The organism is Parabacteroides sp. KHUB-01 (assembly GCF_056640935.1).
On sequence record NZ_CM153256.1, the window covers coordinates 3675612 to 3699601 of the forward strand.

Below are 23990 nucleotides of genomic sequence, written 5' to 3' on the forward strand. Positions count from 1 at the left end.
CCGTAATGTTAAAAAACATTCAAGTTTCACACCATTTGTTTGGTATTCAGATATATGATGAAATTGTGAAACTTGTGTTAGTGAAAAATATATGTATAAAATAAAGAATAATCATAGCAGATAAAAAAGGTAACGACGTTTCTCAAAAAATGACATGCACCCCGAAAGTTAGACAAAAAACTTTCGGGGTTTTGTTATGTCTAAAAAGTACAGGAAACATGGCTATGCAGAACGGCTAAAATATATGCATATGCTAGAGAATGGCTTTAGCCGAAATTATATTAAGCGCCGCTTTGGGATTAGCGGGGAGCTTCTTGGATATTTATGGACACGATACCGTTCAGAAGGTCCAACGGGATTGTTGAAAAAGCAAAATGTAAGGGCGGATTATGCCTTCAAGCTTGAAGTCGTTCGTGATGTTGAAGAAAATAATATAACTTTGCTGGATGCTTCGTTGAAGTATAATGCAAGTGCCAGTCAAATCAAGGTATGGCTAAAAGTCGCCAGGACTCAAGGTTATGATGCTTTAGCTATCACCAGGCCAAGAGGCCGCCTACCAAAGAATGCCATGGGAAGATCAAGGAAAAAGAAACCGGAAGAAATGACAGAGCTGGAACGTCTCAGATACGAGAATGAGTGCCTGAGGGCTGAGAATGCTCTGCTAAAAAAAGTGAAAGCCTTAGTAGAAGCAAGAGACGCCCGTCTCAAAGAGATTGGGCGGAAGCCATCCAAGAACTAAGGCAGGAGCATGATCTAGAGATTCTTCTGGAGAAGACAGGGATGGCCAGATCCACATTCTACTACCATACTAAAAGGATGTTAGAACCTGACGGCTACAATGATGCAAGAACCGCAATCCGAGAGATATATGATCGTCACAGAGGACGTTATGGCTATCGAAGAATAACTGCCCAGTTGCGTAATGATGGTATGCTCCTTAACCACAAGACCGTACAGAAACTTATGGTAGAGATGAACCTATATGGCAAGCGAAAGACGGCAAAGTACAAGTCATATAAAGGTGAGATCGGAACGGTTGCGCCCAATGTCATTGACAGAGACTTCACGGCAACTGCACCTAACCAGAAATGGGCAACTGACGTGACTGAAGTCAAGATAAAAGACAGGAAGATATATCTTTCTCCTGTCCTGGATATGTTCAATGGGGAGATAATATCTTACACAATATCATATCGTCCGGACCTGGAAATGGCAATGAAGATGCTGGATAAAGCGTTCAAGAAAACTGATATACCGGAAGGACTCATACTACACTCTGATCAAGGATGGCACTATCAGCATCAGAGATACCAGAAGGCATTGAAAGACAGGAATATCGTACAAAGCATGTCACGTAAGGGCAACTGCCTGGACAATGCCATGATGGAGAACTTCTTCGGACTTTTGAAGAATGAATTGCTATATTTGCAGGAGTGGGACAGCGTTGAACAGTTCTCAAAGGAACTGGTTAAGTATATACGCTACTACAACAATGACAGGATCAAACTGAGGCTGAATGGAAAGAGCCCGGTACAATACCGAGCCCTATTCCAATCGAAGTCCGCCTCCTAATATAATGTTAAACCGTCCAACTTTTGGGGGTCATATCAAAAGCTCGGCATCTTTTTTCAAAAACACTGCGATGTCTTCGGGAAAAGCTGCCTACCTTTTTTGAGGAGAAAATACATCCGGAATCATATCCATTTACATCCGGAAGAAACTCCGGTTACATACGGATGTAATTCAGATTACTTACGGAAGAAAATCAAATTGCTTTCGGATGGTTTTCGGCGTAAGTTTCACAATAACTTCAGTAAACAATTTATCAAACTTCAAATAAACATAACACTATGGCTAATAACAATATTAAAAGGAATAAGACTATATCAAATATAATCTTGACTGTTGTCATTTTGGGTGGAATTGTGTGGGTGAGCAGCCGTTTTATCCATCTGGGAAATGTGGAATTTACAGACAATGCCCAGGTGAAACAGCATATCACTCCGATTAACACACGTGTTCAGGGCTTTATAAAGAAAATCTATTTTGACGAATATCAGCCGGTGAAAAAGGGTGATACGCTAGTCGTTATTGAAGATTCCGAGTATCAGCTTCGTCTGGCTCAAGCAGAAGCTAATTATCGCAATGCTTTGGTGGGAAAGGATGCTATGCATACAACGATAAATACAACTCAAAGCAATATCCTCGTCACTGATGCAGGAATAAAAGAAGCAGAAGTGCGCTTGAAGAATGCGGAAGTTGACTACAAAAGATATTCAGAGATGATTAAGAAAAATGCAGTCACAAAGCAGCAATATGACAGAGTGAAGACTGAATATGAAGCTGCAAAAGCTCGCTATGAGCAAATGACCAGACAGAAAGAATCAACATCGCTGGTCAAGCAGGAACAGACTCAAAGACTTGAACAGAATGATGCTGCCATCAAACTTGCTGAGGCAGAGTTGAATCTTGCCCGTCTTAATCTTTCTTATACAGTAATAGTTGCTACTGCTGATGGAATGACAGGAAGAAAGAATGTGCACGAAGGTCAGCTGGTTCAGCCAGGACAGACAATGGTCACTCTTATTGACAACACTGAGAAATGGGTGATTGCCAATTATAAAGAAACACAGACTTCGGTGATGAAGAACGGACAGGAAGTGGATATTGAGGTTGATGCCGTTCCTGGAGTGAAATTCAAAGGACGAATAGCTTCAATCTCAGATGCAACAGGATCTTCGCTTTCGTTGATGCCTCAGGATAATTCCGCAGGAAACTTTGTGAAAGTAGAACAGAGAATACCGGTAAGGATAGAGTTTACATCTGATAATAGAGCAGAGGATTTGGAAAGACTTAGTGCAGGAATGAATGTTGAATGTAAAGTGAATTATTGATATGGTCGGACCAAATATATCAACTCGTGTTATGATGTTCCGGGACTTTGTTCCGGACAAGCTGCGAGTGTTCTTGTGTCTTTTTTTTGCGGTGGCATTTCAATTTAGCGGAGGAATATATTTGTCTTCTGTATCGCAGATGGTAGGTTCGCTGGCTTTGATGCAGGAAGATATTATGATGGCAGGATATGCATCGTTCGTTGGGATGACGATGATATTCCCGATATTGTTTCGTTTGAAATTCCGCTTTACAACCAGAAGTATTTTGATGGTTATATGTCCAGGACTAATAATATGCAATCTGATAACAATGAATACTGACAGCATTCCGTTGCTTGTTTTCGTTTGTTTTGTTTCCGGAATTTTGCGAATGTGGGGAACATTCGAGGCTTTGTCGAATGTGCAGCTAAGTATAACACCGACAAGAGATTTTGCTGTATTCTTCCCGGTTGTTTATCTTATAGTGTTGGGTAGTATTCAATTGTCCGGACTTCTGACAGTTTATTTGGGTTATTGGGCAGAGTGGAGATATATGCATTATTTCATAATTGCATTGCTTTTTGTGGTTTGGGCATTGGTAGCAATGCTGACTCATCATTTCCGCTTTATGAAGCCTTTGCCATTGTTTGGCATTGACTGGATTGGTGGAGCTTTGTGGTCAATATTCCTGCTGTCTTTGATATTTGTGCTTGAATACGGACAATTCTATGATTGGTATGATTCGGACCAGATAGTTATTGGCACTGTTGTTTGCATAATATCGCTCGCGTTGAGCATACACAGGATAATTGTTCGCCGTCATCCGTATATATCAAAAGAAGCATTCGGATATAAGAATCTGGGATTGTTGCTTTTCCTATTTCTGATGTTGAGCTTCTTTCTGACAGCTCCGACTGTGCTTCAGAATATGTTCACAAGTGCAATATTGAAATATGATGTGCTTAATTCTGTGTCTCTGAATTGGTGGAATTTGGGTGGAACGGTTATAGGTGCAGCTTTGGCATACGTATGGCACGTCCGTTTTCACGGAGGCTTCAAAATACCGGTTATAACAGGTTTTTCTCTTATAGTCGGTTATTTATGCGTGATGTATTTTCTGATTGACCCTAACATGAATATAGAATGTCTTTATATTCCGACCATAATGCGAGGAGCCGGATATATAATATTGTATATATCACTGACTGTGTATGTGACTGGAATAGTTCCTTTCCAGCATTTCTTCCAGGTTCTTTCATTACTTGGATTTGTGCGTACCGGTTTCGGCTCAGCATTTGGTAGTGCGGTTTATGGCAGAATGTTGCAATATATTATTCCGGAGAATTTCCAGACTTTGAGTATTGAACTGGATAATGTAAACACAGCTTTTCATGAAATAGGATTCGGTAATATATATGGAGAAGCAATGAGACAGGCAATACTTGTAAGTCTGAAGGAAATGTACGGATGGATTTGTATTGTAGGCGTCTTGTTTATTTTGGGCCTTTTGTCTAACAGATATTTGAGAACCAATATTTCCGGAAGATTACCACGAATGAGAAGAATAAAAATGCTTATCAAAAAAGAAGTGTGATTTATCGTAAGCGTCTCCACGATTTCAAATTGCGTTAGGAAGAAAATACGGGTTATATATGGACTTATTCCATGATTAATTTCAGAAAACAGGTCCGAATCTACACGCAAAGTTAGGTTCGGACCTGTTTTAGTAAGATAGCGTGTTTTATATGGTTGTTAAACAGGATATTATCTTATTTATGCGCTCTGCAAAGATTTAATATATTCTATATGCCAGAATGTCATATGCTAAAAGCTATATTTCTTTAATTTTAGCTGTTCCAAGAGTTGATTTAATCAAGAAAAGACACTGATTTTACACTCTCCGGAAAATCATTACAATGTTCCCAGTCGGTTATTACAATGTTTGCCATGGGGTATTGTAATGTTTTGGTGATGTTATTTAAATAATAGACCGAAAACATTGTAATGATATTTTTAACAATTGTGTTTAATGGGCTGAAAAGCCATAATAAGGGCCGTAATTATCCTTTGAAAACATGTGTTTTTCATCAGGAACGTCAAATTTCCCAATCAAAATCATAATGTCATATTTCCAATAAATGAGTTGTTATACAAACAAAATGTCCATTGTTTTTTTTAATGATATAGATGAAATATTCCTTATGTATTTTATAAATTGATTTTCGTATCAGATTGTATTTCCCGAATTTCGTGTGGCAGCCTTCAATTTGAAAATCTTTGTCATTGTACGGAAATATTGGATTCTCGTGAGGTTTAGGTGACAAAATGGCATATCCTGTTTTATTTGCTGTTTCGAATCTTTTCAAGTCCTATGAAAAGGAGAACCTTTATTAAAAAAATTAGTTTTGATTGAGTATATTTTTTATATTTGCGTTGATGAATTTCAAGAATTTCCATATCTTTCGTGTAAGGATGATAAAAGGAACAGACATTCTATAATAACTTTAAACTAATATTATTCTGTTATATTTACAAGTACATATAATTCGTCGAACTCACGTTAATATAGTAAGAAACATACTTAATAACATGAAAACAAGAAATTTATTAATAGCGTTCCTTGCTGGAAGTCTTGCTTTAGTGAGTTGTAAAACCCATACTGACAAAGAATATTTGTCCGACGTACTACAGAACATGAACAAGGTAGAATCTGTAAGCTACAAGGCTGTTCAAAAAGTATGGCTTCCAGGAGAGAAAAAACCGAATTCAATACGTCCATTCGAGTGTTACGAGCATACGAATCCTCAAGATACGGCAATCGGCTCATCGTACGTAAAGATTCATAAAGATGGCTATCGTCAAATGTACGATGGAAAGATATCAGCATATACTTATGTGGAAGATGGGAAAAAATTGATGAGAGTGGATGACTTTACCACCAGAGGTCCGCTTCCTTTCCGAATGGTTATGACGCCGTTCTTCTATTATACTCAATCGATCCTGAAATATGCAATCGCCACGCAAGATTCGATTGAACTTTCCTTGAAAGATTTGGGCAATGACTACTTGATGGAACTGACCATACATGAGCCTACCCAAGTGGAATTCTTTGGAAAGGAGCGCTATATGCCTCGTCCTCCTTTTCCTCAAGATCCTACTTCAATCTATCAGATTTGGATTTCGAAAGCAAACGATTTGCCTTATCGATATCGTAGGGAAATGGCCCATAATACGGTTGAGACCTCTTGTTCCGACTTTGTTTATAATCATTCTGATAAAGGGCGTATCGTGGCAACTGATTATTTCCTGGAAGGTTATAAGGTGGTCCGAAAAGGGGAAAGTGTTTCCAAACCGGCTGTGGATATGACGGGAAAGAAAGCACCAGAATGGGTGCTTGTCAATATGAAGGATCAACCGGTTTCCTTGAAGCAGATCAAGTCGAAAGTAGTATTGCTACAGCTGACAGGCATTGGTTGCGGTCCGTGTGGAATCTCTACGAAGTTTTTGCATCAATTGAGAGAGAAATACAGTCCGAGTGATTTGGCGATTGTTGCCGTGGAGACATGGGGAAAGGCGAAACCGTCTTGTGAGGCGTACGTGAAGCATCATGACATCAATTATGATTTCTTGACTGGCGAGAGAAAGGTAATCAATCAGGTGATCAGGGATTATCATGCGGACGGCGGTGTCCCACAGTTCTATATCATAGGTAAGGACCGTACCATTCTGAAATGCTTCAAGGGTTATGCATTGGAGAAATCGGATAGGATGATTGAAAGTGAGATCAAGAAAGGATTGAAAAAATAATATGAAAAACAAAGATGAAGTATCTCAATCATTTATACCTTTTTCGTGATTTCTCGCCACAAAGCCACTCCAGATATTCAGAAATCGCATAGACGTTTACATTTATCTCGTATATTCTTTAGACCAATATGTAAGAATAATATATTATTGTATCTTTGTACCTTAATTAGGAAAAAACTTGCCTTTTTCGCTCGTTTCTATGAATGGCTTTCCTTGTAGCATTTGAGCAGGAGCGCGGTGTAAAAGGCATATCATCATATATTTATGGTAAAGACTAAGACTGTGTTTGTTTGTTCCAATTGCGGAGCTGATTCGCCAAAATGGGTAGGAAAATGCCCCAACTGCGGTGAATGGAATACCTACGTGGAAGAGATTGTGGCAAAGGAAAGTTCTGCCCGAAATAGAATTGTGGCATCTCTCAGACAGGATAAGGAAAAATCTCGTCCGGTTCTGCTTAAGGAAATCACATCAGAGGAAGAAACAAGAATAGACTTGCATGATGCCGAACTGAACAGAGTTTTGGGAGGCGGATTGGTGAAAGGTTCGCTGGTTTTGATTGGTGGTGAACCAGGAATAGGAAAATCCACTCTTGTGCTACAAACCATATTGAATCTTAAAGATATCAAGGTGCTTTATGTTTCCGGAGAGGAAAGTTATAAGCAATTGAAATTGCGTGCCGACAGATTGAGCAGCGACAGTTCCAACTGCTTTATCCTTTGCGAAACAAATCTTGAGCAGATATTTGTGCAGGCTCAGAATGTGAAGCCTGATTTCCTCATTATAGATTCTATCCAAACTATATTTACTGAAACTGTTGAGTCTTCGCCCGGAAGTGTTGCCCAGGTGAGGGAATGCAGCGCTGCTATTTTGAAATATGCGAAAGAGAGCGGTGTGCCTGTGTTCCTTATCGGACATATCAATAAAGAAGGGAGTATTGCCGGTCCGAAAGTTCTTGAACATATTGTTGACACTGTGCTCCAGTTTGAGGGCGACCAGCATTATATGTACAGGATTCTGCGAAGCATAAAGAATCGTTTCGGAAGCACAGCTGAGCTTGGCATTTATGAGATGCGTCAGAATGGATTGCGTGAGGTTAGTAATCCTTCAGAACTTCTCCTCACTCAGAATCATGACGGATTGAGCGGAGTTGCCATTGCTGCTGCTATTGAAGGAGTGCGTCCTTTCCTAATTGAAACACAAGGGTTGGTCAGTTCGGCAGTTTATGGAACACCGCAACGAAGCTCCACAGGTTTTGACCTTCGGCGTATGAATATGCTTCTTGCCGTTCTTGAAAAGAGAGCAGGATTCAAGTTGGTTCAGAAAGACGTGTTCCTGAATATAGCAGGTGGTTTGAAAGTGAATGACCCGGCAATAGATTTGGCTGTGTTGAGTGCCATCCTTTCCTCAAGTCTTGACATAACAATAGAATCCGGCACTTGTATGGCGGGAGAAGTTGGTCTTTCCGGTGAAATTCGTCCGGTAAACAGGATAGAACAGAGAATTCTTGAAGCCGAGAAACTTGGGTTCAACAGAATTTTTATACCATATAATAATCTCAAGGGTTTTGATGTGAGCAAATGTAAAATCCAGATTATACAAGTACGCAAAGTTGAAGAAGCTTTCCGAGGTTTGTTCGGATAAGATGTTTTAGGAATAGAATAAGAATTTTTTATGATAAAGGAGTTACAACTTAGGATATTGCCTCAGGAAGCGGCAAATGAACAGTCGTTGAAGAAAATAGTAGCACGTGAAACCGGCACCTCTGTTTCGTCTGTCGAAGCAGTAAGAGTTCTAAAGCGTTCGATTGATGCGAGACAGAGAACAATTTATATAAATCTTAAAATCCGAGCGTTCATAGATGAAATTCCAACTGAACCGGAATTTGAATCTGTGGAATATAAAGATGTGTCCGGAGGAAAAACAGCTGTTGTTGTTGGTGCGGGACCAGGCGGATTGTTTGCTGCCTTGCGACTTATAGAGTTGGGATTTCGTCCAATTGTGGTGGAGCGTGGAAAAGATGTGCGCAACAGAAAGAAAGATATTGCATTGATAAGCAGAGAGCACAGAGTTGACCCGGAATCAAATTACAGTTTCGGTGAAGGTGGCGCAGGTGCATATTCCGATGGAAAGCTTTACACTCGAAGCAAGAAACGTGGTTCGGTGGAAAAGATATTGAATGTTTTCTGTCAGCATGGCGCTAGTCCGTCAATACTTGTAGATGCTCATCCTCATATTGGAACAGATAAATTGCCTCGTGTTATTGAGAATATGCGTGAGCAAATAAAGAAATGTGGCGGTGAAGTGCATTTCGAGACAAGAATGGATGCCTTTGTAATGAAAGGAAATGAAGTTGTCGGCATTGAAACAAATAACGGCAAGTGTTTCATGGGACCGGTAATACTTGCTACCGGTCATTCTGCTCGTGATGTTTACAGATATTTATATGACAAACAAATAGAAATCGAGGCGAAGGGAATTGCAGTTGGTGTTCGTCTGGAACATCCTCAGAAACTGATAGACCAGATTCAGTATCACAGTAAGGAAGGACGAGGAAAATATCTTCCTGCTGCCGAATATAGTTTCGTGACTCAGGCAAATGGACGCGGTGTATATTCATTCTGCATGTGTCCCGGTGGATTTGTAGTTCCGGCAGCGAGTGGTCCGCGACAGGTTGTGGTGAATGGCATGTCGCCTTCAACACGCGGTTCGTATTGGTCCAATTCCGGAATGGTTGTGGAGATTCGCCCGGAAGACTATACCAGTCTTATGAGTAAGGAAGATATGACTGTGGCGCCGGATTCTCCTTTGGCATTGATGGCATTCCAAGAACGTTTGGAAGAACTTAACTGGCTGAATGGCGGGATGAAGCAGATAGCTCCGGCACAGAGGATGAATGATTTCGTTCAGTCAAAATTATCGGCAGATTTGCCAGTCAGCTCTTATACTCCGGGTTTGGTGTCATCTCCTTTACATTTCTGGATGCCGGAGTTTATCACTTCGCGTTTGCGTGAAGGATTCAGAACATTCGGACGTAATTCGAAAGGTTTTCTTACAAACGAAGCATTAATGATTGGAGTTGAAACCAGAACTTCGTCTCCGGTACGTATTGTCAGAGATAAAGACAGTCTTCAGCATATAACTGTAAAAGGCCTTTTCCCATGTGGCGAAGGTGCCGGCTATGCCGGAGGAATAGTTTCGGCTGCTATTGATGGCGAGCGTTGTGCTGAGAAACTGGTGGAAATATATGGAGGAGCTGCCGTATGATGACTTATCTGATTATAGGATTGACAGTAATTACGTCATTTATCTGTTTTCAGGACAGAGAGAAATTTGTACGCATGGCACTTATCCCTTATAGAATAAGGAGATATAATGAGTGGTATAGAATGGTCTCACACGGATTTGTCCATGCCGATACTATGCACCTTCTGGTAAATATGTTTACATTCTGGTCGTTCGGTGAATATATCGAAAGTCTGTTTACATATGCAGGATTGGGAAAATGGGCTTTTCTTCTGTTGTATTTCGGAGGAATGATTATTGCTTCATTATATGATGTGATAAAGAGGAAAGATGATTCATCTTATATGTCAATCGGAGCTTCAGGCGCAGTTTCTGCCGTTTTGTTTGCAGCAATCTTTTTTGACCCTTGGGGAAAGATTTATTTCTTCGCCTTTCTTCCCATTCCGGGAATATTGTTTGGTGTGATTTATTTGTTCTACTGCCAGTATATGGCGAAAAAATCAGTGGACAATATCAATCACAATGCCCATTTTTACGGAGCTGTTTTTGGTTTTCTATTCCCTCTTCTTCTGAAACCGGAATGGATACATATGTTTGTGAATAATTTTTTCAGTTTCTGATAAATGAATAAAAAGATTCTGAATATAGCAATTCCTTCCATTGTGTCGAATATTACGGTTCCATTGCTTGGACTGATTGACGTGGCAATTGTCGGTCATCTGGGCTCAGCCTCATATATCGGAGCAATTGCAGTGGGAGGGATGTTATTTAATATGATATATTGGATATTTGGATTCCTTCGTATGGGAACCAGCGGAATGACTTCACAAGCTTATGGACGGCGAAATATGGAAGAAGTGATTTCTCTGCTGGTGCGTTCGCTTGGAGTTGCCTCTTTTATTTCCGTTGTGCTTCTGTTGCTCCAATATCCGTTGCTGAAGATTGCTTTTGGACTTATTCGCCCAACTGAAGAAGTTGCTGTTTATGCTTCTTCTTATTTCCATATATGTGTTTGGGGCGCACCTGCAGTATTGGGACTATACGGACTTTCAGGGTGGTTTATCGGTATGCAGAACTCCAGATTTCCGATGTTTGTTGCCATAACTCAGAATATTATAAATATCATTGCCAGTCTGTTCTTTGTATATGGACTTGATATGAAAGTGGAAGGCGTTGCCTTTGGAACTTTGACCGCCCAATATGGAGGTTTTCTGATGGCAATATTCCTTTGGTATAAATATTATGGTCGTCTTGGACGCTATTTTGATAATCGGATTTGTTGGGGGAAGGATAAAATGTATGCTTTCTTCCGTTTGAACCGGGATATATTTTTCCGTACATTGTGTCTTGTTGCCGTAACTACGTTTTTTACTTCTGCCGGAGCTAGACAAGGAGACGTGATTTTAGCCGTTAACACACTTCTTATGCAATTCTTTACATTGTTTTCTTATGTAATGGATGGATTTGCATATTCAGGTGAAGCCCTTTCTGGACTTTATATAGGTTCGGGAAATAAAGTTCTGCTGAATAAGATGATAAAGAACTTGTTTTATTGGGGAATAGGAATGGCTTTACTCTTTACATGTATTTATGCAATTGGAGGAAAAACTTTTGTGAGTTTGCTAACTGATGAAAAAGAAGTGATAACTGCGTCGATGGAGTATTTGCCTTGGATAATAGTTGTCCCTATTGCCGGATTTTCCGCATTTTTGTGGGACGGAATATTTATTGGAGCAACAGCTTCGAAATATATGCTTATAGCGATGTTTGTCGCGTCGGTATGTTTTTTCCTTATATATAATGTATGTTATACAAAATATGAGAATCATGCATTGTGGTTAGCTTTTATGGTTTATCTGTCTGCACGTGGTGTTGTCCAGACAATTTGCCGGAAGCGTGCTTTGGCAATAATTGTTCCGGTTTGATTATGAGGTACGATGTTAAAGTGGCGGATTATAGCAAATCAGTTTGTTGAAAAAATTAAAGGTACGAATCTTATTCGTACTTTTGCATGTCAATATATAGTAATAAAATGTTGTTGAAAAGAATATTAGTTTGTTTAGGTGTTCTGGGTATAAGTTTTTTCTCAAAAGAAATTTGTGCTCAAGAAAATAAAACTGTCGATATAGGCAAAAGTGATGTTGAAAAGGAAGTCCTCCAGAATGACACTCTGAAACATGAGGAAGGAAAAATGGTAAATGGAGTTTGGCTTAATGAAAAACAGCTGCAACGATATAACAAGAAATTACATAAAGATTCTATACGTGCCAAAAAGCCTGTTTGGTGGTCAATTTTAGGTGGTCCTTCATATACACCTGAAGCTTCACTGGGAATAGGCGGGGCTGTTCTTGCCAGTTTCAGAATAAATAAAAACGATAGTATATCGCAGCGTTCATTTATCCCAGCAGGTTTTAATGTCACACTTAACGGAACATTTGTTGTGGCAGGTTCCGGAACATTATTCTTTAATGAAAACAGATTCCGAATATATATAACTTACGGATTCAGAAACGAACCGTCGCATTACTATGGTAAAGGTTATGAATCAATCGAGAATGTGGTGAGAGGCGACTCTACTACCAAATTCAAGAAAACATATTTCCAGCTTTATCCTCGTTTTGTGTGGGAAGTGAAGAAGAATTTATATGCAGGAACATTACTGGATTTGAACATGAGCAATTCAACAGATATTAATCCGGTGATGGCTCAGGACCCATATTTCCTTAAGTTTAAGCAAAAATATATGAATGTCGGTATTGGTGGTTTGTTGCAATATGACACTCGCGACGATGTGGCTACTCCAACACGCGGACTTTTGCTCAGTGCCATTGCCAAATATTACAGTAAATGGTTTGGCGGGTCATATAATTATGGTATAGCCGAGCTTGAATACCGACAGTTCAAGAATGTGTTCCGTCCGCGAAGCACTTTGGCTTGGGTTGCTAAAACTCAGATTGGTGTTGGAAATATTCCTTTTACTGAACTTCCATCGTTTGGTTCGCCTTTTGATTTGCGAGGATATTATATGGGACAGTATCGAGACAAAACAATGGCTTATGCTATAATGGAGTATAGACACATGTTTGGCAATCAGCAGCAATATATGAGTGGTAGCTTTTGGTCGAAATGTGGATTTGTGGCATGGGTTGGAACAGGAACAATAGGAAATACTCCTGTTGTCGATTGGTCGAAATGGAAATTGAATTACGGTGTTGGTTTGCGTTTCCAGATTCAGCCTGGCAAGAATTTCCGCCTGGATTTCGGTAAAGATCCGGCAAACAAAGGAATATCTTTTTATATGAATATGACAGAAGCATTTTGATGGGAAAGAAACATTCACGCATAGAAGAGGAAAAACAAGTCATAGTGCAGATGATTCATTTGTATTGCCGCAAGAAAGAAGGTAATGCGGAACTATGCTCTTCATGCCGTAATCTTATGGATTATGCTTTGTTACGGTTGGACAAATGTCCATTTGGTGAGAAAAAATCAACTTGCAGGCAGTGTCCCGTTCATTGTTATAAAAAAGATATGAGAGAAAGAATGTGTGAGGTTATGCGGTATTCCGGACCTCGGATGATAATTTATCATCCTCTTGATGCTTTGCGGCATTTGTTTCGCGAAACGAAGAATAATATTTTGAAGCATCTTTGAGAGTATTCGAATTTTGTTTAATATTGTTTTCTAAAAACAGTATTGAAAACAAATGCCGACAGAATTAATTCTGCCGACTTAAAAAACAGTTTAATATGGAAAGCGTTGTCCCTTTTGCTTTATTGTGTTTCACATCGTTCTTTACTCTTATAAATCCGCTTGGAACGATGCCTGTGTTTTTGTCTATGACAAATGGCCTGACAGAAAAGGAACGTAGGAGAATAGTGAGGAAAGCAACTTTTGTTTCTGCTTTGATATTGATTTCCTTCACCTTCTTCGGCAGATTCCTGTTCAGTTTCTTTGGATTATCTACTAATGGTTTCCGTATAGCTGGAGGATTTATTATTTTCAAGATTGGATATGATATGCTGCAGGCACATTATACGCATGTGAAGCTTAATGAAACAGAAATGAAAACTTTTGTAGATGATATATCCATAACTCCATTGTCTATTCCTATGCTTTGTGGACCTGGCGCAATTGCCAACGGTATCGTGTTGATGGAAGATGCTCCAAATTTTACGATGAAAGCAGTTCTTATATCAATAATAATTCTGGTGTTTTTCCTTACATATTGCATATTAAGAGCGTCAACGAAGCTTCTTGCGCTGATAGGAGAAACAGGAAATAACGTAATGATGCGTCTGATGGGGCTTATCCTTATGGTGATTGCTGTGGAATGCTTCACTAGTGGAATAAAACCAATATTGGCTGAAATAGTAAAGATGGGAATTTCCTGATAATAACATCCCGAAAATACATCCGAAAGGAGGAAGAATTACTTCCGAAAGGAATTTGGATTCTTTTCGGAAGAAAATCAAATTACATACGGAAGGAAATAGAGCTTTCTTCCGTATGTAATTTTACTTTTTTGATGTAAATGATATTTATGGGAAAATACAGAAAAATTTCTGTATTTATTTCTAAAAAGCTGCCCTAAAACATAGAAAAATGTTTATTTTTGCAGAAAATTACATATAAACAATTTTAGTTATATCATGGCAAATGTGATTAAGATTAAAAAGGGTTTAGACATTAATCTGAAAGGCAAAGCTTCAGAAGTTATGCTAAGCAGCGGAAAGAGTGCGTCTTACGCAATCGTTCCTGACTACTACAGCGGCATTCTTCCAAAAGTGGTTGCTAAGGTAGGAGACAAAGTCAAAGCCGGTTCTGTATTGATGGTAGATAAGAACCGCCCCGAAATCAAATTTGTTTCGCCTGTAAGTGGCGAAGTGGCTGCCGTAAACCGTGGTGAAAAACGTAAGGTTTTGAGCATTGTTGTAACTCCTGATGCGCAAAACGAGTATGAGGATTTTGGCAAGAAGAGTGTTTCATCTTTGAACGCAGATCAGGTTAAGGAAACTTTGCTTAACGCTGGTATGTGGCCGTTCATCAAGCAGCGTCCTTATGACATTGTTGCTTCTCCGGCAGAAACACCGCGTGACATTTTCGTTACTGCTTTTAATTCTGCACCTCTTGCTCCTAATTTTGATTTTATCGTTAAAGGTCAGGAAGCTGATTTGCAGGCAGGCTTGGATGCTTTGTCAAAATTGACAAACGGTAAAGTTTATGTAGGCGTTAAAGCTGGTTCTTCAGTTAAGTTGAATGGTGTTGAAGTGGTTGGTTTTGAAGGTCCGCACCCTGCAGGAAATGTTGGAGTACAGATTAATCACATTAAACCTGTAAACAAAGGTGAAGTTGTTTGGACAGTTAATGCTACTGATGTTATCCTTATGGGACGTGTTTTCAATAAGGGTATCGCTGATTTCAGCCGTTTGGTTGCTGTTACTGGTTCTGAAGCAACAGAACGTGGTTATGTGAAAGTTGTAGCTGGTTGTACAATTGAAAGTATCCTTGGTGGTAAGGTATTGGACAATGGCCATATTCGCATGATTAGCGGTAATGTTTTGACAGGTACAAAGGTTTCAATGAATGACTATCTTGGCGCATACGACTGTCAGGTAACTGTTATTCCAGAAGGTGATGACGTTCATGAATTGTTCGGTTGGGCAGTTCCTGGATTCAACAAATACAGTACAAGCCATTCTTATCTGACATGGTTGATTGGCCGTGGCAAGGAATATGTTATGGATGCACGAATCAAAGGTGGAAAGCGTGCGATGATTATGTCAAACGAATACGACAAAGTATTCCCAATGGATATTTTGCCAGAATATTTGCTTAAGGCTATCATCACATTTGATATCGACAAGATGGAAAATCTTGGTATCTATGAAGTTGCACCTGAAGATTTCGCTTTGTGTGAGTTCGTTGATACATCAAAAATCGAGCTTCAGAAAATCGTTCGTAACGGTTTGAACTTGCTTTATAAGGAAATGAATTAATAACATTATTAAAATAGTAAAACATTGAAAGCGTTAAGGAATTATCTCGACAAGATTAAGCCTAACTTCGAGGAAGGCGGAAAGCTGGCGATGTTCCGTTCTGTATTTGACGGTTTCGAAACATTCTTGTTTGTTCCGAATACAACATCAAAATCAGGCGTGCATATTCACGACAGTATAGATTCAAAGCGTACAATGACAGTTGTTATCATCGCTTTGTTGCCTGCTTTGCTTTTTGGTATGTATAACGTAGGTTACCAGCATAACTTGGCTGTTGGATCAAACCCAGGTTTCTGGATGACTTTTATTTATGGTTTTTTGGCCGTACTTCCTAAGATTATTGTTTCTTATGTAGTAGGTTTGGGAATTGAGTTTACTGTAGCTCAGTGGAAAAAAGAAGAAATCCAGGAAGGTTTCTTGGTTTCAGGTATCTTGATTCCGATGATTGTGCCAGTTGATACTCCACTTTGGATGATTGCAGTTGCAACTGCATTTGCTGTAATTTTTGCTAAGGAAGTGTTTGGTGGTACTGGTTACAATGTATTTAACGTAGCATTGGTAACTCGTGCATTCTTGTTCTTCGCTTATCCGGCAGCAATGTCTGGTGACCAGGTATGGGTTCGCACAGCTGATACATTTGGCTTGGGTGCAGGTCAGGTAGTTGACGGATTCTCTGCTGCAACTCCTCTTGGTATTGCTAAAGTAGCAACAACTTCTACAGCTGAATTCCCATGGAGCTTTAGCGATATGGTTATTGGTTTTATTCCTGGTTCAATTGGTGAGACTAGTGTTGTTGCAATTGCAATAGGTGCTATTATCCTGTTGGTTACAAATATTGCAAGCTGGAAGACTATGTTCTCTGTATTTGTAGGTGGTGCTTTGATGGCATTGATTTTCAATGTTGTTGGTCCAGACACAGCTACAGCAAACATGGCTTGGTATGAACACCTTACATTAGGTGGTTTTGCTTTTGGTGCAGTATTTATGGCAACAGACCCTGTTACTTCAGCTCGCACTGAAACAGGTAAATATATCTACGGTTTGTTGGTTGGTGCTATGGCAATCATTATCCGTGTATTGAACCCAGGTTATCCAGAAGGTATGATGTTGGCAATCCTGTTCATGAATGTGTTTGCTCCACTTATCGACTACTATGTAGTGGAATCAAATATCAACCGTCGTATTAACCGTGTTAAATTGAATAAATAATAAAGGAATATGGCTACAAAGAAATTTAGATGTAAAGTATGTGGCTATGTCCACGAAGGTGATAAGGCTCCTGCAACATGTCCGGTGTGTAAAGCTCCGGCTTCTGAATTTGAAGAAATTGCATCAGAAGCTTCTAAGAAAAAAGGTATTGACAGAGATAGCAATGCTTATACAATAATATATGCAGCTGTAATGGTTGTTGTAGTTGCTGTTTTGTTGGCATTCACTTCTCAGTCTTTGCGTTCTTATCAGCAGAAGAATGAAGAAAACGATAAACGTCAGCAGATTTTGCGTTCAATCAATGTTACAGTTCCTGCAAATCAGGCAGAAGCTAAATACAATGAATTGATCAAAGAATCATTCCTTGTTAATGCTAATGGCGAAAAAGTTGAAGGTGACGCTTTTGCTAGCGAAGCAACTGATGTTTATCCTGTTTTTGTTGCTAATGTTGACGGACAGACAAAATATATCATGTCATTGCATGGTGCAGGTTTGTGGGGTCCGCTTTGGGGTTATTTGTCAGTAAATGACGATAAGAACACAGTGTTTGGTGCAGACTTCAGCCACAAAGGTGAAACTCCGGGTTTGGGTGCTGAAATCTCAAAACCAGCATTTAGTTCTAGATTCTCAGGTAAGCAGATTTTTAAGAATGGCGAATTCAAGTCTATCAAAGTTGTTAAACCGGGTAAAGCTGTTGAAGGTATCGATTGTGTAGATGGTATCTCAGGAGGTACAATTACCAGCCAGGGTGTAAGTGATATGATTCTTAACAGCTTGAAAGGCTACGAGAAATTTTTAACTTCAAAATAATAAGGAGATGGGATTATTATCTAAAAAAAATAAAGAAGTTCTGGTTGGCCCATTGAGTATTAACAACCCGGTCATTATCCAGATGTTGGGTATCTGCTCTGCATTGGGTGTGACTTCAAAGTTGGAACCATCATTGGTAATGGGTATCTCAGTAACTGCAGTAGTTGCATTTGCGAATGTTATTATCTCTTTGATGCGTAATACTATTCCTAACCGTATCCGTATCATTGTACAGTTGGTTGTTGTTGCTGCTTTGGTAACAATTGCGAGTGAAGTTTTGAAAGCTTTCGCTTATGATGTTAACAAACAGTTGTCAGTGTTCGTTGGTTTGATCATTACAAACTGTATCCTTATGGGTCGTTTGGAAGCATTTGCTTTGGGTAACGGTCCTTGGGAATCATTCCTTGACGGTGTTGGTAACGGTTTGGGTTATGCAATCATTTTGGTTATAGTTGGTTTCTTCCGTGAATTGTTTGGTTCAGGAACATTGTTCGGTATCCAGGTAATTCCTCAGGCTTTCTATGACTTGGGCTATGTAAACAATGGTTTGATGATTTTGCCTCCAATGGCATTGATCGTTATTGCTGTGATAATTTGGGTTCATCGTTCACGCAACAAAGAACTCCAGGAAAACTAATGATAACCATTATAAATTAAGAAAAAAATGGAAGAATTATTAAGTACGTTTGTCCGCTCGATCTTTGTTGATAACATGATATTCGCATACTACCTTGGTATGTGTTCATACTTGGCAGTATCTAAGAATGTAAAAACAGCAATGGGTCTGGGTTTGGCAGTAACATTTGTGTTGGTATGTACATTGCCAATTAACTATTTGCTTGAAAACTATGTATTGAAAGAAGGTGCATTGTCATGGCTTGGCGAACAGTATGCTAGCGTTGATTTGAGCTTCTTGGCATTCATCTTGTTTATTGCCATCATTGCTTCTTTTGTGCAGTTGGTTGAAATGGTTGTAGAAAAATTTGCTCCGGCATTATATTCATCTCTGGGTATCTTCTTGCCTTTGATCGCTGTTAACTGTGCTATCTTGGGTGGTTCATTGTTTATGCAGCAGAAGGAATTCTCAAACGTTGGTGTTGCAACAATCTATGGTTTGGGTTCAGGTATTGGTTGGATGTTGGCTATTGTCGGTATGGCTGCAATCCGCGAAAAGCTGGCTTATTCTGATGTTCCTAAACCATTAAGAGGATTGGGTATTACATTCATCATCACTGGTTTGATGGGTATAGCATTTATGTGCTTCTCAGGTTTGAAGATTTAAGTATTAACGCATTAAAGATTATTAAAATATGACTTTATTAATGTCGGGCGGACTTACAATCATCACCAGTGCTGTTGTTTTCCTTTTGGTGACAATGATTCTGGTTGGTGCATTGTTATACGCTAAAGCAAAATTGGTTCCTTCAGGTAATGTTAAGCTGAAGGTAAATGGAGACAAAGAAATTGAAACTCCAATAGGTGGTACTTTGCTGGGTGCTTTGCAGTCTGGCGGTGTGTTCTTGTCATCAGCTTGTGGTGGTGGCGGTAAATGTGGTCAGTGCCGTGCACAGGTTCTTGAAGGTGGTGGCGAAATCCTTCCAACTGAAAAAGGATTTTTCTCTCGTAAACAGCAGAAAGAACATTGGAGATTGGCTTGCCAGTGTAAAGTTAAGGAAGATATGCAGGTTAAAGTTCCTGAAGAAGTTCTTGGTGTTAAGGAATGGGAATGCGAAGTTATTTCAAACAAGAACGTTGCAACATTTATCAAAGAGTTCATCGTTCAGTTGCCTAAAGGTGAACACATGGACTTTATCCCAGGTTCTTATGCCCAGATTAAGATTCCTGCATTCTCAATGGATTATGACAAGGATATCGATAAGAGTCTTATCGGTGATACATACTTGCCTGCTTGGGAAAAATTCGGTTTGTTTGGTTTGAAGTGTAAAAATGATGAACCAACTATCCGTGCTTATTCTATGGCTAACTATCCAGCAGAAGGAGACCGTATCATGTTGACAGTTCGTATTGCAACTCCTCCTTTCAAACCGAAAGATCAGGGTCCTGGATTTATGGATGTTATGCCTGGTATCGCTTCTTCTTATATCTTTACATTGAAACCTGGTGATAAGGTTATCATGAGTGGTCCTTATGGTGACTTCCATCCAATTTTCGATTCTAAACGTGAAATGATGTGGGTCGGTGGTGGTGCCGGTATGGCTCCGTTGCGTGCTCAAATCATGCACTTGACAAAGACATTGAAGACTACAGACAGAAAGATGTCTTACTTCTATGGTGCTCGCGCATTGAACGAAGTATTCTATTTGCAGGACTTCTTGCAGTTGGAAAAAGAGTTCCCGAACTTTACATTCCACTTGGCGCTTGACCGTCCTGATCCTGCAGCTGATGCAGCAGGTGTTAAATATACAGCTGGTTTCGTACATCAGGTAATTTATGATACTTATCTGAAAGATCACGAAGCTCCTGAAGATATTGAATACTACATGTGTGGTCCTGGTCCTATGTCAAAAGCTGTTGAAAATATGCTTGATAGCCTTGGCGTTCCAATGGAAATGTTGCATTTCGATAACTTTGGCGGATAATAATTGGATTTTCCTTCAATATTTATTGATTAATATGGGGCTGCTCCGAAGATTCGGTGCAGCCCTAATTTTTTTCTTCTTTATATTTGTTTTTGATAATTGTATTCGTATGAAAATATTCGAACAGTTTTCCAAAAACATTGCAATTGGGGAAAACATATATATGTATAAATAATCGTAGGATAAGTTATATTTTGTGCTAGGTTTGGCTTTATTGTAACGTAGGTAATGGGTTTAAGCAGGCTATTATTATTTTTTCCTGGGATTTTACTTTAAAATAAAAAGATACTTGAAAAAGAATAGTAAAATTCTGATTCAAGTATCTTTTCTTATAATGTCAAGAAATAATTTATTTATAATTTCTCAATTTTGTTTAGTCCTGAATTATATTCATCTATAATTTCTTTCATAACTTCCTCAACAGACTGTATTTCTCTGAATAAAGAAGCTATCTGTCCGATTTCGAGTTCACCGTCAGCCATATCACCTTCAAAAATACCTCGTTTTGCACGTCCGCGTCCAAGTAATTCTTTAAGTTCTTCGGCAGAGGCACCACGGTTTTCCGCTTCTTCCACTTCGTTAAAGAACTCATTTTTGACAAGTCGAGTAGGAGATACTTTCTTCAACATCAATTTAGTGTCACCCTCATTTAGATTCAGGCAATACATTTTGAAATCTTCGTGTGCAGAGCTTTCTTCAGTCAACGCGAAACGTGTACCGATTTGAACACCTTCAGCGCCAAGAGCCATTGCGGCAAGCATTCCAGCTCCGGTTGCAATTCCTCCGGCTGCAATTAGTGGGAGAGAAGTTGCTTTGCGAACAGCAGGAACAAGACACATTGTTGTAGTTTCTTCGCGCCCGTTGTGTCCACCAGCCTCAAAGCCTTCACAAACAATTGCGTCAACTCCTGCTTCCTCACATTTCTTTGCAAATTTAGATGAAGAAACTACATGAGCCACTTTTATACCCTTTTCTTTAAGATATGAAGTCCATGTTTTAGGGTTTCCTGCTGATGTAAAAACTATTTTTACACCTTCTTCAACCACAATCTCCATTATCTCTTCAATTTCAGGATACATCAGAGGAATATTCAAGCCAAATGGTTTGTCTGTAGCTTCTTTGCATTTCTGAATGTGGTAACGCAGCTTATCCGGATGCATTGAACCAGCGCCAATTAATCCAAGACCACCATTATTACTTACTGCAGCTGCAAGATGCCAGCCGCTACACCAGACCATTCCTCCTTGAATAATAGGATATTTTATTCCAAAGATAGATGTTATTCTGTTCATTGTTATATTTTATCAATTTGTGTTTAGCAAAGTCGATGCTATTACATATGGAATAGAGTGCAAGATTGAATTATTACTTCAATAATTCTCTTAATTTTTCAGCAACTTCTTTTCCATGCAGACCTTTTGCAATTATTGTTCCATCTTTGTCAACTAAAATTGTATGAGGAATGCTGTTGACACCATATAATGCAGCTCCATCATTTTTCCAACCTTTTAAATCTGATAGCTGGGTCCATGTTATATTTAAGTCTTTTATACCTTTTTCCCATGCTTCTTTTTTGCTGTCTAAAGAAATACCGACAATTTCAAATCCTTTACCTTTGAATTCCTTGTATGTATCAACCAAATTTGGCATATCTCTGCGGCAAGGAGGACACCAGCTTGCCCAAAAGTCTAATAGAACAATATTCTTTCCATTACCGACAAATTCAGACAATTTGTGAGTTTTACCTTTGATATCTGCCATTTCAAAGTCTGTGAATTTCTGACCTACTGCAACTTTCTTAAGAACTTCAAGATGGTCGATTAGTTTCTGAACACCTGGAACATTTTTGAACTCTTCACTTGCACTTGCAACAATGTCGTTCTGTTGTTCTTCGTTCAACTCATATCTGAAATCAACAAGCAATTTGGCTGATGTAAGATTATTTATATTTTGTTTGATATACGAATATGCTTTTTCAGCAATTTGGTGGTCAAACTCGTCATATTTAGTTTCTGCAGCACGCTTAACTTCTGCTTCTTCAGACTTTAGATCAGCTTCGAGCTTTTCCTGCTCTTCACGTAATGCTCTGATTTCTTTTTGGAATGCTAGCATCGCATCATTTTCCGGAGTTCCTGATACATCAGAATATTTCTCGTCAAGAACTACGTTAATAGCACTATTTTGCAATGCAAGTAAAGCCGTGAATGGAGATGTTTCACCTGAAGCAGCTCTTCGTGGTTCAACATCATTTTCTGAGAATCTGATAGTTCTCAAACTTGTAGTATTCTGTGTTCCTTTTAATGTGAAAGCTCCATTTTCTACTAACGCACTATCAATAGGTGCTGCATCATTGCTTCCATATTCATAAAGATAGACATATTTGCCATTTAGTTCAGCATTATTTACTTTTCCGGTAATTGTATAACCCGGTTTTTCACTACAAGCAGCAAGAAGTAATGCTGCACTAGCAACGGTTAAAATCTTTTTCATATCAAAATAATATTGCGTTTTTAAAAGTTTTTCTCATCTTGCAAAAATAGTGAAATAATATGTAACTTTGCCGCCAATTAAAGAAATAGGTGATATAATATGTCTGTAGCAAAAAAAGATGACGAAATTAAGAAAGTGACTACTCACCGTTTGATGAGTATGAAACAGTTGGGCGAAAAAATATCAATGCTCACAGCTTATGATTATACAATGGCAACTTTAGTTGACCAGGCGGGTATAGATATTATTCTGGTTGGAGATTCTGCTTCAAATGTTATGGCAGGTAATGAAACTACATTACCAATAACTGTCGACCAGATGATTTATCATGCAACATCTGTTGTTAAAGCTGCAAAGCGTGCTCTTGTTGTGTGTGATATGCCATTTGGCTCATATCAGATAAATGCAACAGAAGGCACAAAGAATGCAATACAAATAATGAAAGAGAGCGGTTGTGATGCTCTAAAGTTGGAAGGCGGAGTTGAAATTATAGATACAGTCCGTACTATTATATCTGCCGGAATTCCTGTAATGGGACACTTAGGACTCACTCCTCAAAGTGTTAATATGTTTGGTGGATATGGTGTTCGTGCGAAGGAAGAAGCAGAAGCTCAGAAACTGATAGCTGATGCCCATGCATTGGAAGAAGCTGGATGTTTTTCTTTAGTATTGGAAAAAATACCTGCAGCATTGGCTGCCCGAGTTGCCTCAGAACTTTCAATTCCTGTAATTGGAATCGGAGCTGGGGGTGCTGTGGATGGACAAGTTTTGGTTGCTCAGGATATGCTTGGTATGAATCAGGGATTCAAACCAAAGTTTTTAAGACAGTATGCAAATCTAGCAGATGTTATAACTTCTGCAATTCAGAATTATGTTCAGGATGTAAAAGACGGAGATTTCCCTAACGATAAAGAACAGTATTGATAGAAAAAATATATAGTAATTTATATATTAAGATA

The 23990-nt window shown here is 39.1% G+C and carries 20 protein-coding genes and 1 pseudogene; 19 read left to right on the forward strand and 2 right to left on the reverse strand.

Annotation, left to right across the window (positions count from 1 at the left end; all coding sequences use genetic code 11):
* Window positions 1-196 precede the first annotated feature (196 nt).
* The 18 genes and pseudogenes from ACYIAR_RS15510 to nqrF all read left to right on the forward strand — a co-directional run bounded on the left by ACYIAR_RS15510 (window position 197) and on the right by nqrF (window position 20541).
* Window positions 197-739, forward strand: a complete 543-nt coding sequence (locus tag ACYIAR_RS15510) for a helix-turn-helix domain-containing protein (protein ID WP_480330947.1) — start codon at window positions 197-199, stop codon at window positions 737-739.
* A pseudogene (locus ACYIAR_RS15515) lies at window positions 724-1572 on the forward strand (IS3 family transposase); the annotation flags it as partial. The gene ACYIAR_RS15510 and the pseudogene ACYIAR_RS15515, both read left to right, overlap by 16 nt.
* A 278-nt stretch (window positions 1573-1850) precedes the next feature.
* Complete coding sequence (locus ACYIAR_RS15520; protein ID WP_480330949.1) at window positions 1851-2894, forward strand: HlyD family secretion protein; 1044 nt, start codon at window positions 1851-1853, stop codon at window positions 2892-2894.
* 31 nt (window positions 2895-2925) lie between these two features.
* Window positions 2926-4467, forward strand: a complete 1542-nt coding sequence (locus tag ACYIAR_RS15525; RefSeq protein ID WP_480330951.1) for an efflux MFS transporter permease — start codon at window positions 2926-2928, stop codon at window positions 4465-4467.
* Between the two features lie 995 nt (window positions 4468-5462).
* Window positions 5463-6680, forward strand: coding sequence for a peroxiredoxin family protein (locus tag ACYIAR_RS15530; RefSeq protein ID WP_480330953.1), 1218 nt, complete (start codon window positions 5463-5465; stop codon window positions 6678-6680).
* Window positions 6681-6944: 264 nt separating this feature from the next.
* Window positions 6945-8321, forward strand: coding sequence for a DNA repair protein RadA (radA, locus tag ACYIAR_RS15535; protein ID WP_480330955.1), 1377 nt, complete (start codon window positions 6945-6947; stop codon window positions 8319-8321).
* Window positions 8322-8351: 30 nt separating this feature from the next.
* Entirely contained in the window at window positions 8352-9944 is a 1593-nt protein-coding gene (locus ACYIAR_RS15540; RefSeq protein WP_480330957.1) for an NAD(P)/FAD-dependent oxidoreductase, read from the forward strand.
* Complete coding sequence (locus ACYIAR_RS15545; RefSeq protein WP_480330958.1) at window positions 9941-10543, forward strand: rhomboid family intramembrane serine protease; 603 nt, start codon at window positions 9941-9943, stop codon at window positions 10541-10543. The genes ACYIAR_RS15540 and ACYIAR_RS15545 overlap by 4 nt, the downstream gene beginning before the upstream one ends.
* Window positions 10544-10546: 3 nt before the next feature.
* Complete coding sequence (locus ACYIAR_RS15550) at window positions 10547-11848, forward strand: MATE family efflux transporter (RefSeq protein WP_480330959.1); 1302 nt, start codon at window positions 10547-10549, stop codon at window positions 11846-11848.
* Window positions 11849-11955: 107 nt separating this feature from the next.
* Window positions 11956-13245, forward strand: a complete 1290-nt coding sequence (locus ACYIAR_RS15555) for a BamA/TamA family outer membrane protein (protein WP_480330961.1) — start codon at window positions 11956-11958, stop codon at window positions 13243-13245.
* On the forward strand, window positions 13245-13577 hold the full coding sequence (locus ACYIAR_RS15560) for a nitrous oxide-stimulated promoter family protein (RefSeq protein WP_480330963.1): 333 nt from the start codon (window positions 13245-13247) through the stop codon (window positions 13575-13577). Before ACYIAR_RS15555 ends, ACYIAR_RS15560 begins: the two co-directional genes overlap by 1 nt.
* A 95-nt stretch (window positions 13578-13672) precedes the next feature.
* Window positions 13673-14317 (forward strand): MarC family protein, encoded by a 645-nt coding sequence (locus ACYIAR_RS15565; protein ID WP_480330965.1) that lies wholly within the window; start codon window positions 13673-13675, stop codon window positions 14315-14317.
* Between the two features lie 258 nt (window positions 14318-14575).
* Complete coding sequence (locus ACYIAR_RS15570; RefSeq protein ID WP_480330966.1) at window positions 14576-15922, forward strand: Na(+)-translocating NADH-quinone reductase subunit A; 1347 nt, start codon at window positions 14576-14578, stop codon at window positions 15920-15922.
* A gap of 24 nt (window positions 15923-15946) precedes the next feature.
* Window positions 15947-17131 (forward strand): NADH:ubiquinone reductase (Na(+)-transporting) subunit B, encoded by a 1185-nt coding sequence (locus ACYIAR_RS15575; protein WP_480330968.1) that lies wholly within the window; start codon window positions 15947-15949, stop codon window positions 17129-17131.
* Window positions 17132-17140: 9 nt separating this feature from the next.
* Window positions 17141-17941: an NADH:ubiquinone reductase (Na(+)-transporting) subunit C gene (nqrC, locus tag ACYIAR_RS15580; protein ID WP_480330970.1), complete on the forward strand. Its 801-nt coding sequence runs from the start codon at window positions 17141-17143 to the stop codon at window positions 17939-17941.
* A 7-nt stretch (window positions 17942-17948) separates the two neighbouring features.
* Window positions 17949-18578: an NADH:ubiquinone reductase (Na(+)-transporting) subunit D gene (locus ACYIAR_RS15585; RefSeq protein ID WP_480330971.1), complete on the forward strand. Its 630-nt coding sequence runs from the start codon at window positions 17949-17951 to the stop codon at window positions 18576-18578.
* Window positions 18579-18605: 27 nt separating this feature from the next.
* Window positions 18606-19223, forward strand: coding sequence for an NADH:ubiquinone reductase (Na(+)-transporting) subunit E (nqrE, locus tag ACYIAR_RS15590; RefSeq protein WP_480330973.1), 618 nt, complete (start codon window positions 18606-18608; stop codon window positions 19221-19223).
* Window positions 19224-19251: 28 nt separating this feature from the next.
* A complete protein-coding gene (gene nqrF / locus ACYIAR_RS15595; protein ID WP_480330975.1) occupies window positions 19252-20541 on the forward strand; it encodes an NADH:ubiquinone reductase (Na(+)-transporting) subunit F in 1290 nt (429 codons plus the stop codon).
* A 353-nt stretch (window positions 20542-20894) separates the two neighbouring features.
* Here nqrF and ACYIAR_RS15600 read toward each other — a convergent pair whose 3' ends face one another.
* Together ACYIAR_RS15600 and ACYIAR_RS15605 are read right to left on the reverse strand one after the other, a co-directional pair.
* Window positions 20895-21833, reverse strand: a complete 939-nt coding sequence (locus ACYIAR_RS15600) for an NAD(P)H-dependent flavin oxidoreductase (protein WP_480330977.1) — start codon at window positions 21831-21833, stop codon at window positions 20895-20897.
* A 73-nt stretch (window positions 21834-21906) separates the two neighbouring features.
* Entirely contained in the window at window positions 21907-23031 is a 1125-nt protein-coding gene (locus ACYIAR_RS15605) for a redoxin domain-containing protein (protein WP_480330979.1), read from the reverse strand.
* Window positions 23032-23130: 99 nt separating this feature from the next.
* Between ACYIAR_RS15605 and panB the strand changes: the two genes are divergently transcribed.
* A complete protein-coding gene (gene panB / locus ACYIAR_RS15610; RefSeq protein ID WP_480330981.1) occupies window positions 23131-23955 on the forward strand; it encodes a 3-methyl-2-oxobutanoate hydroxymethyltransferase in 825 nt (274 codons plus the stop codon).
* Window positions 23956-23990 lie beyond the last annotated feature (35 nt).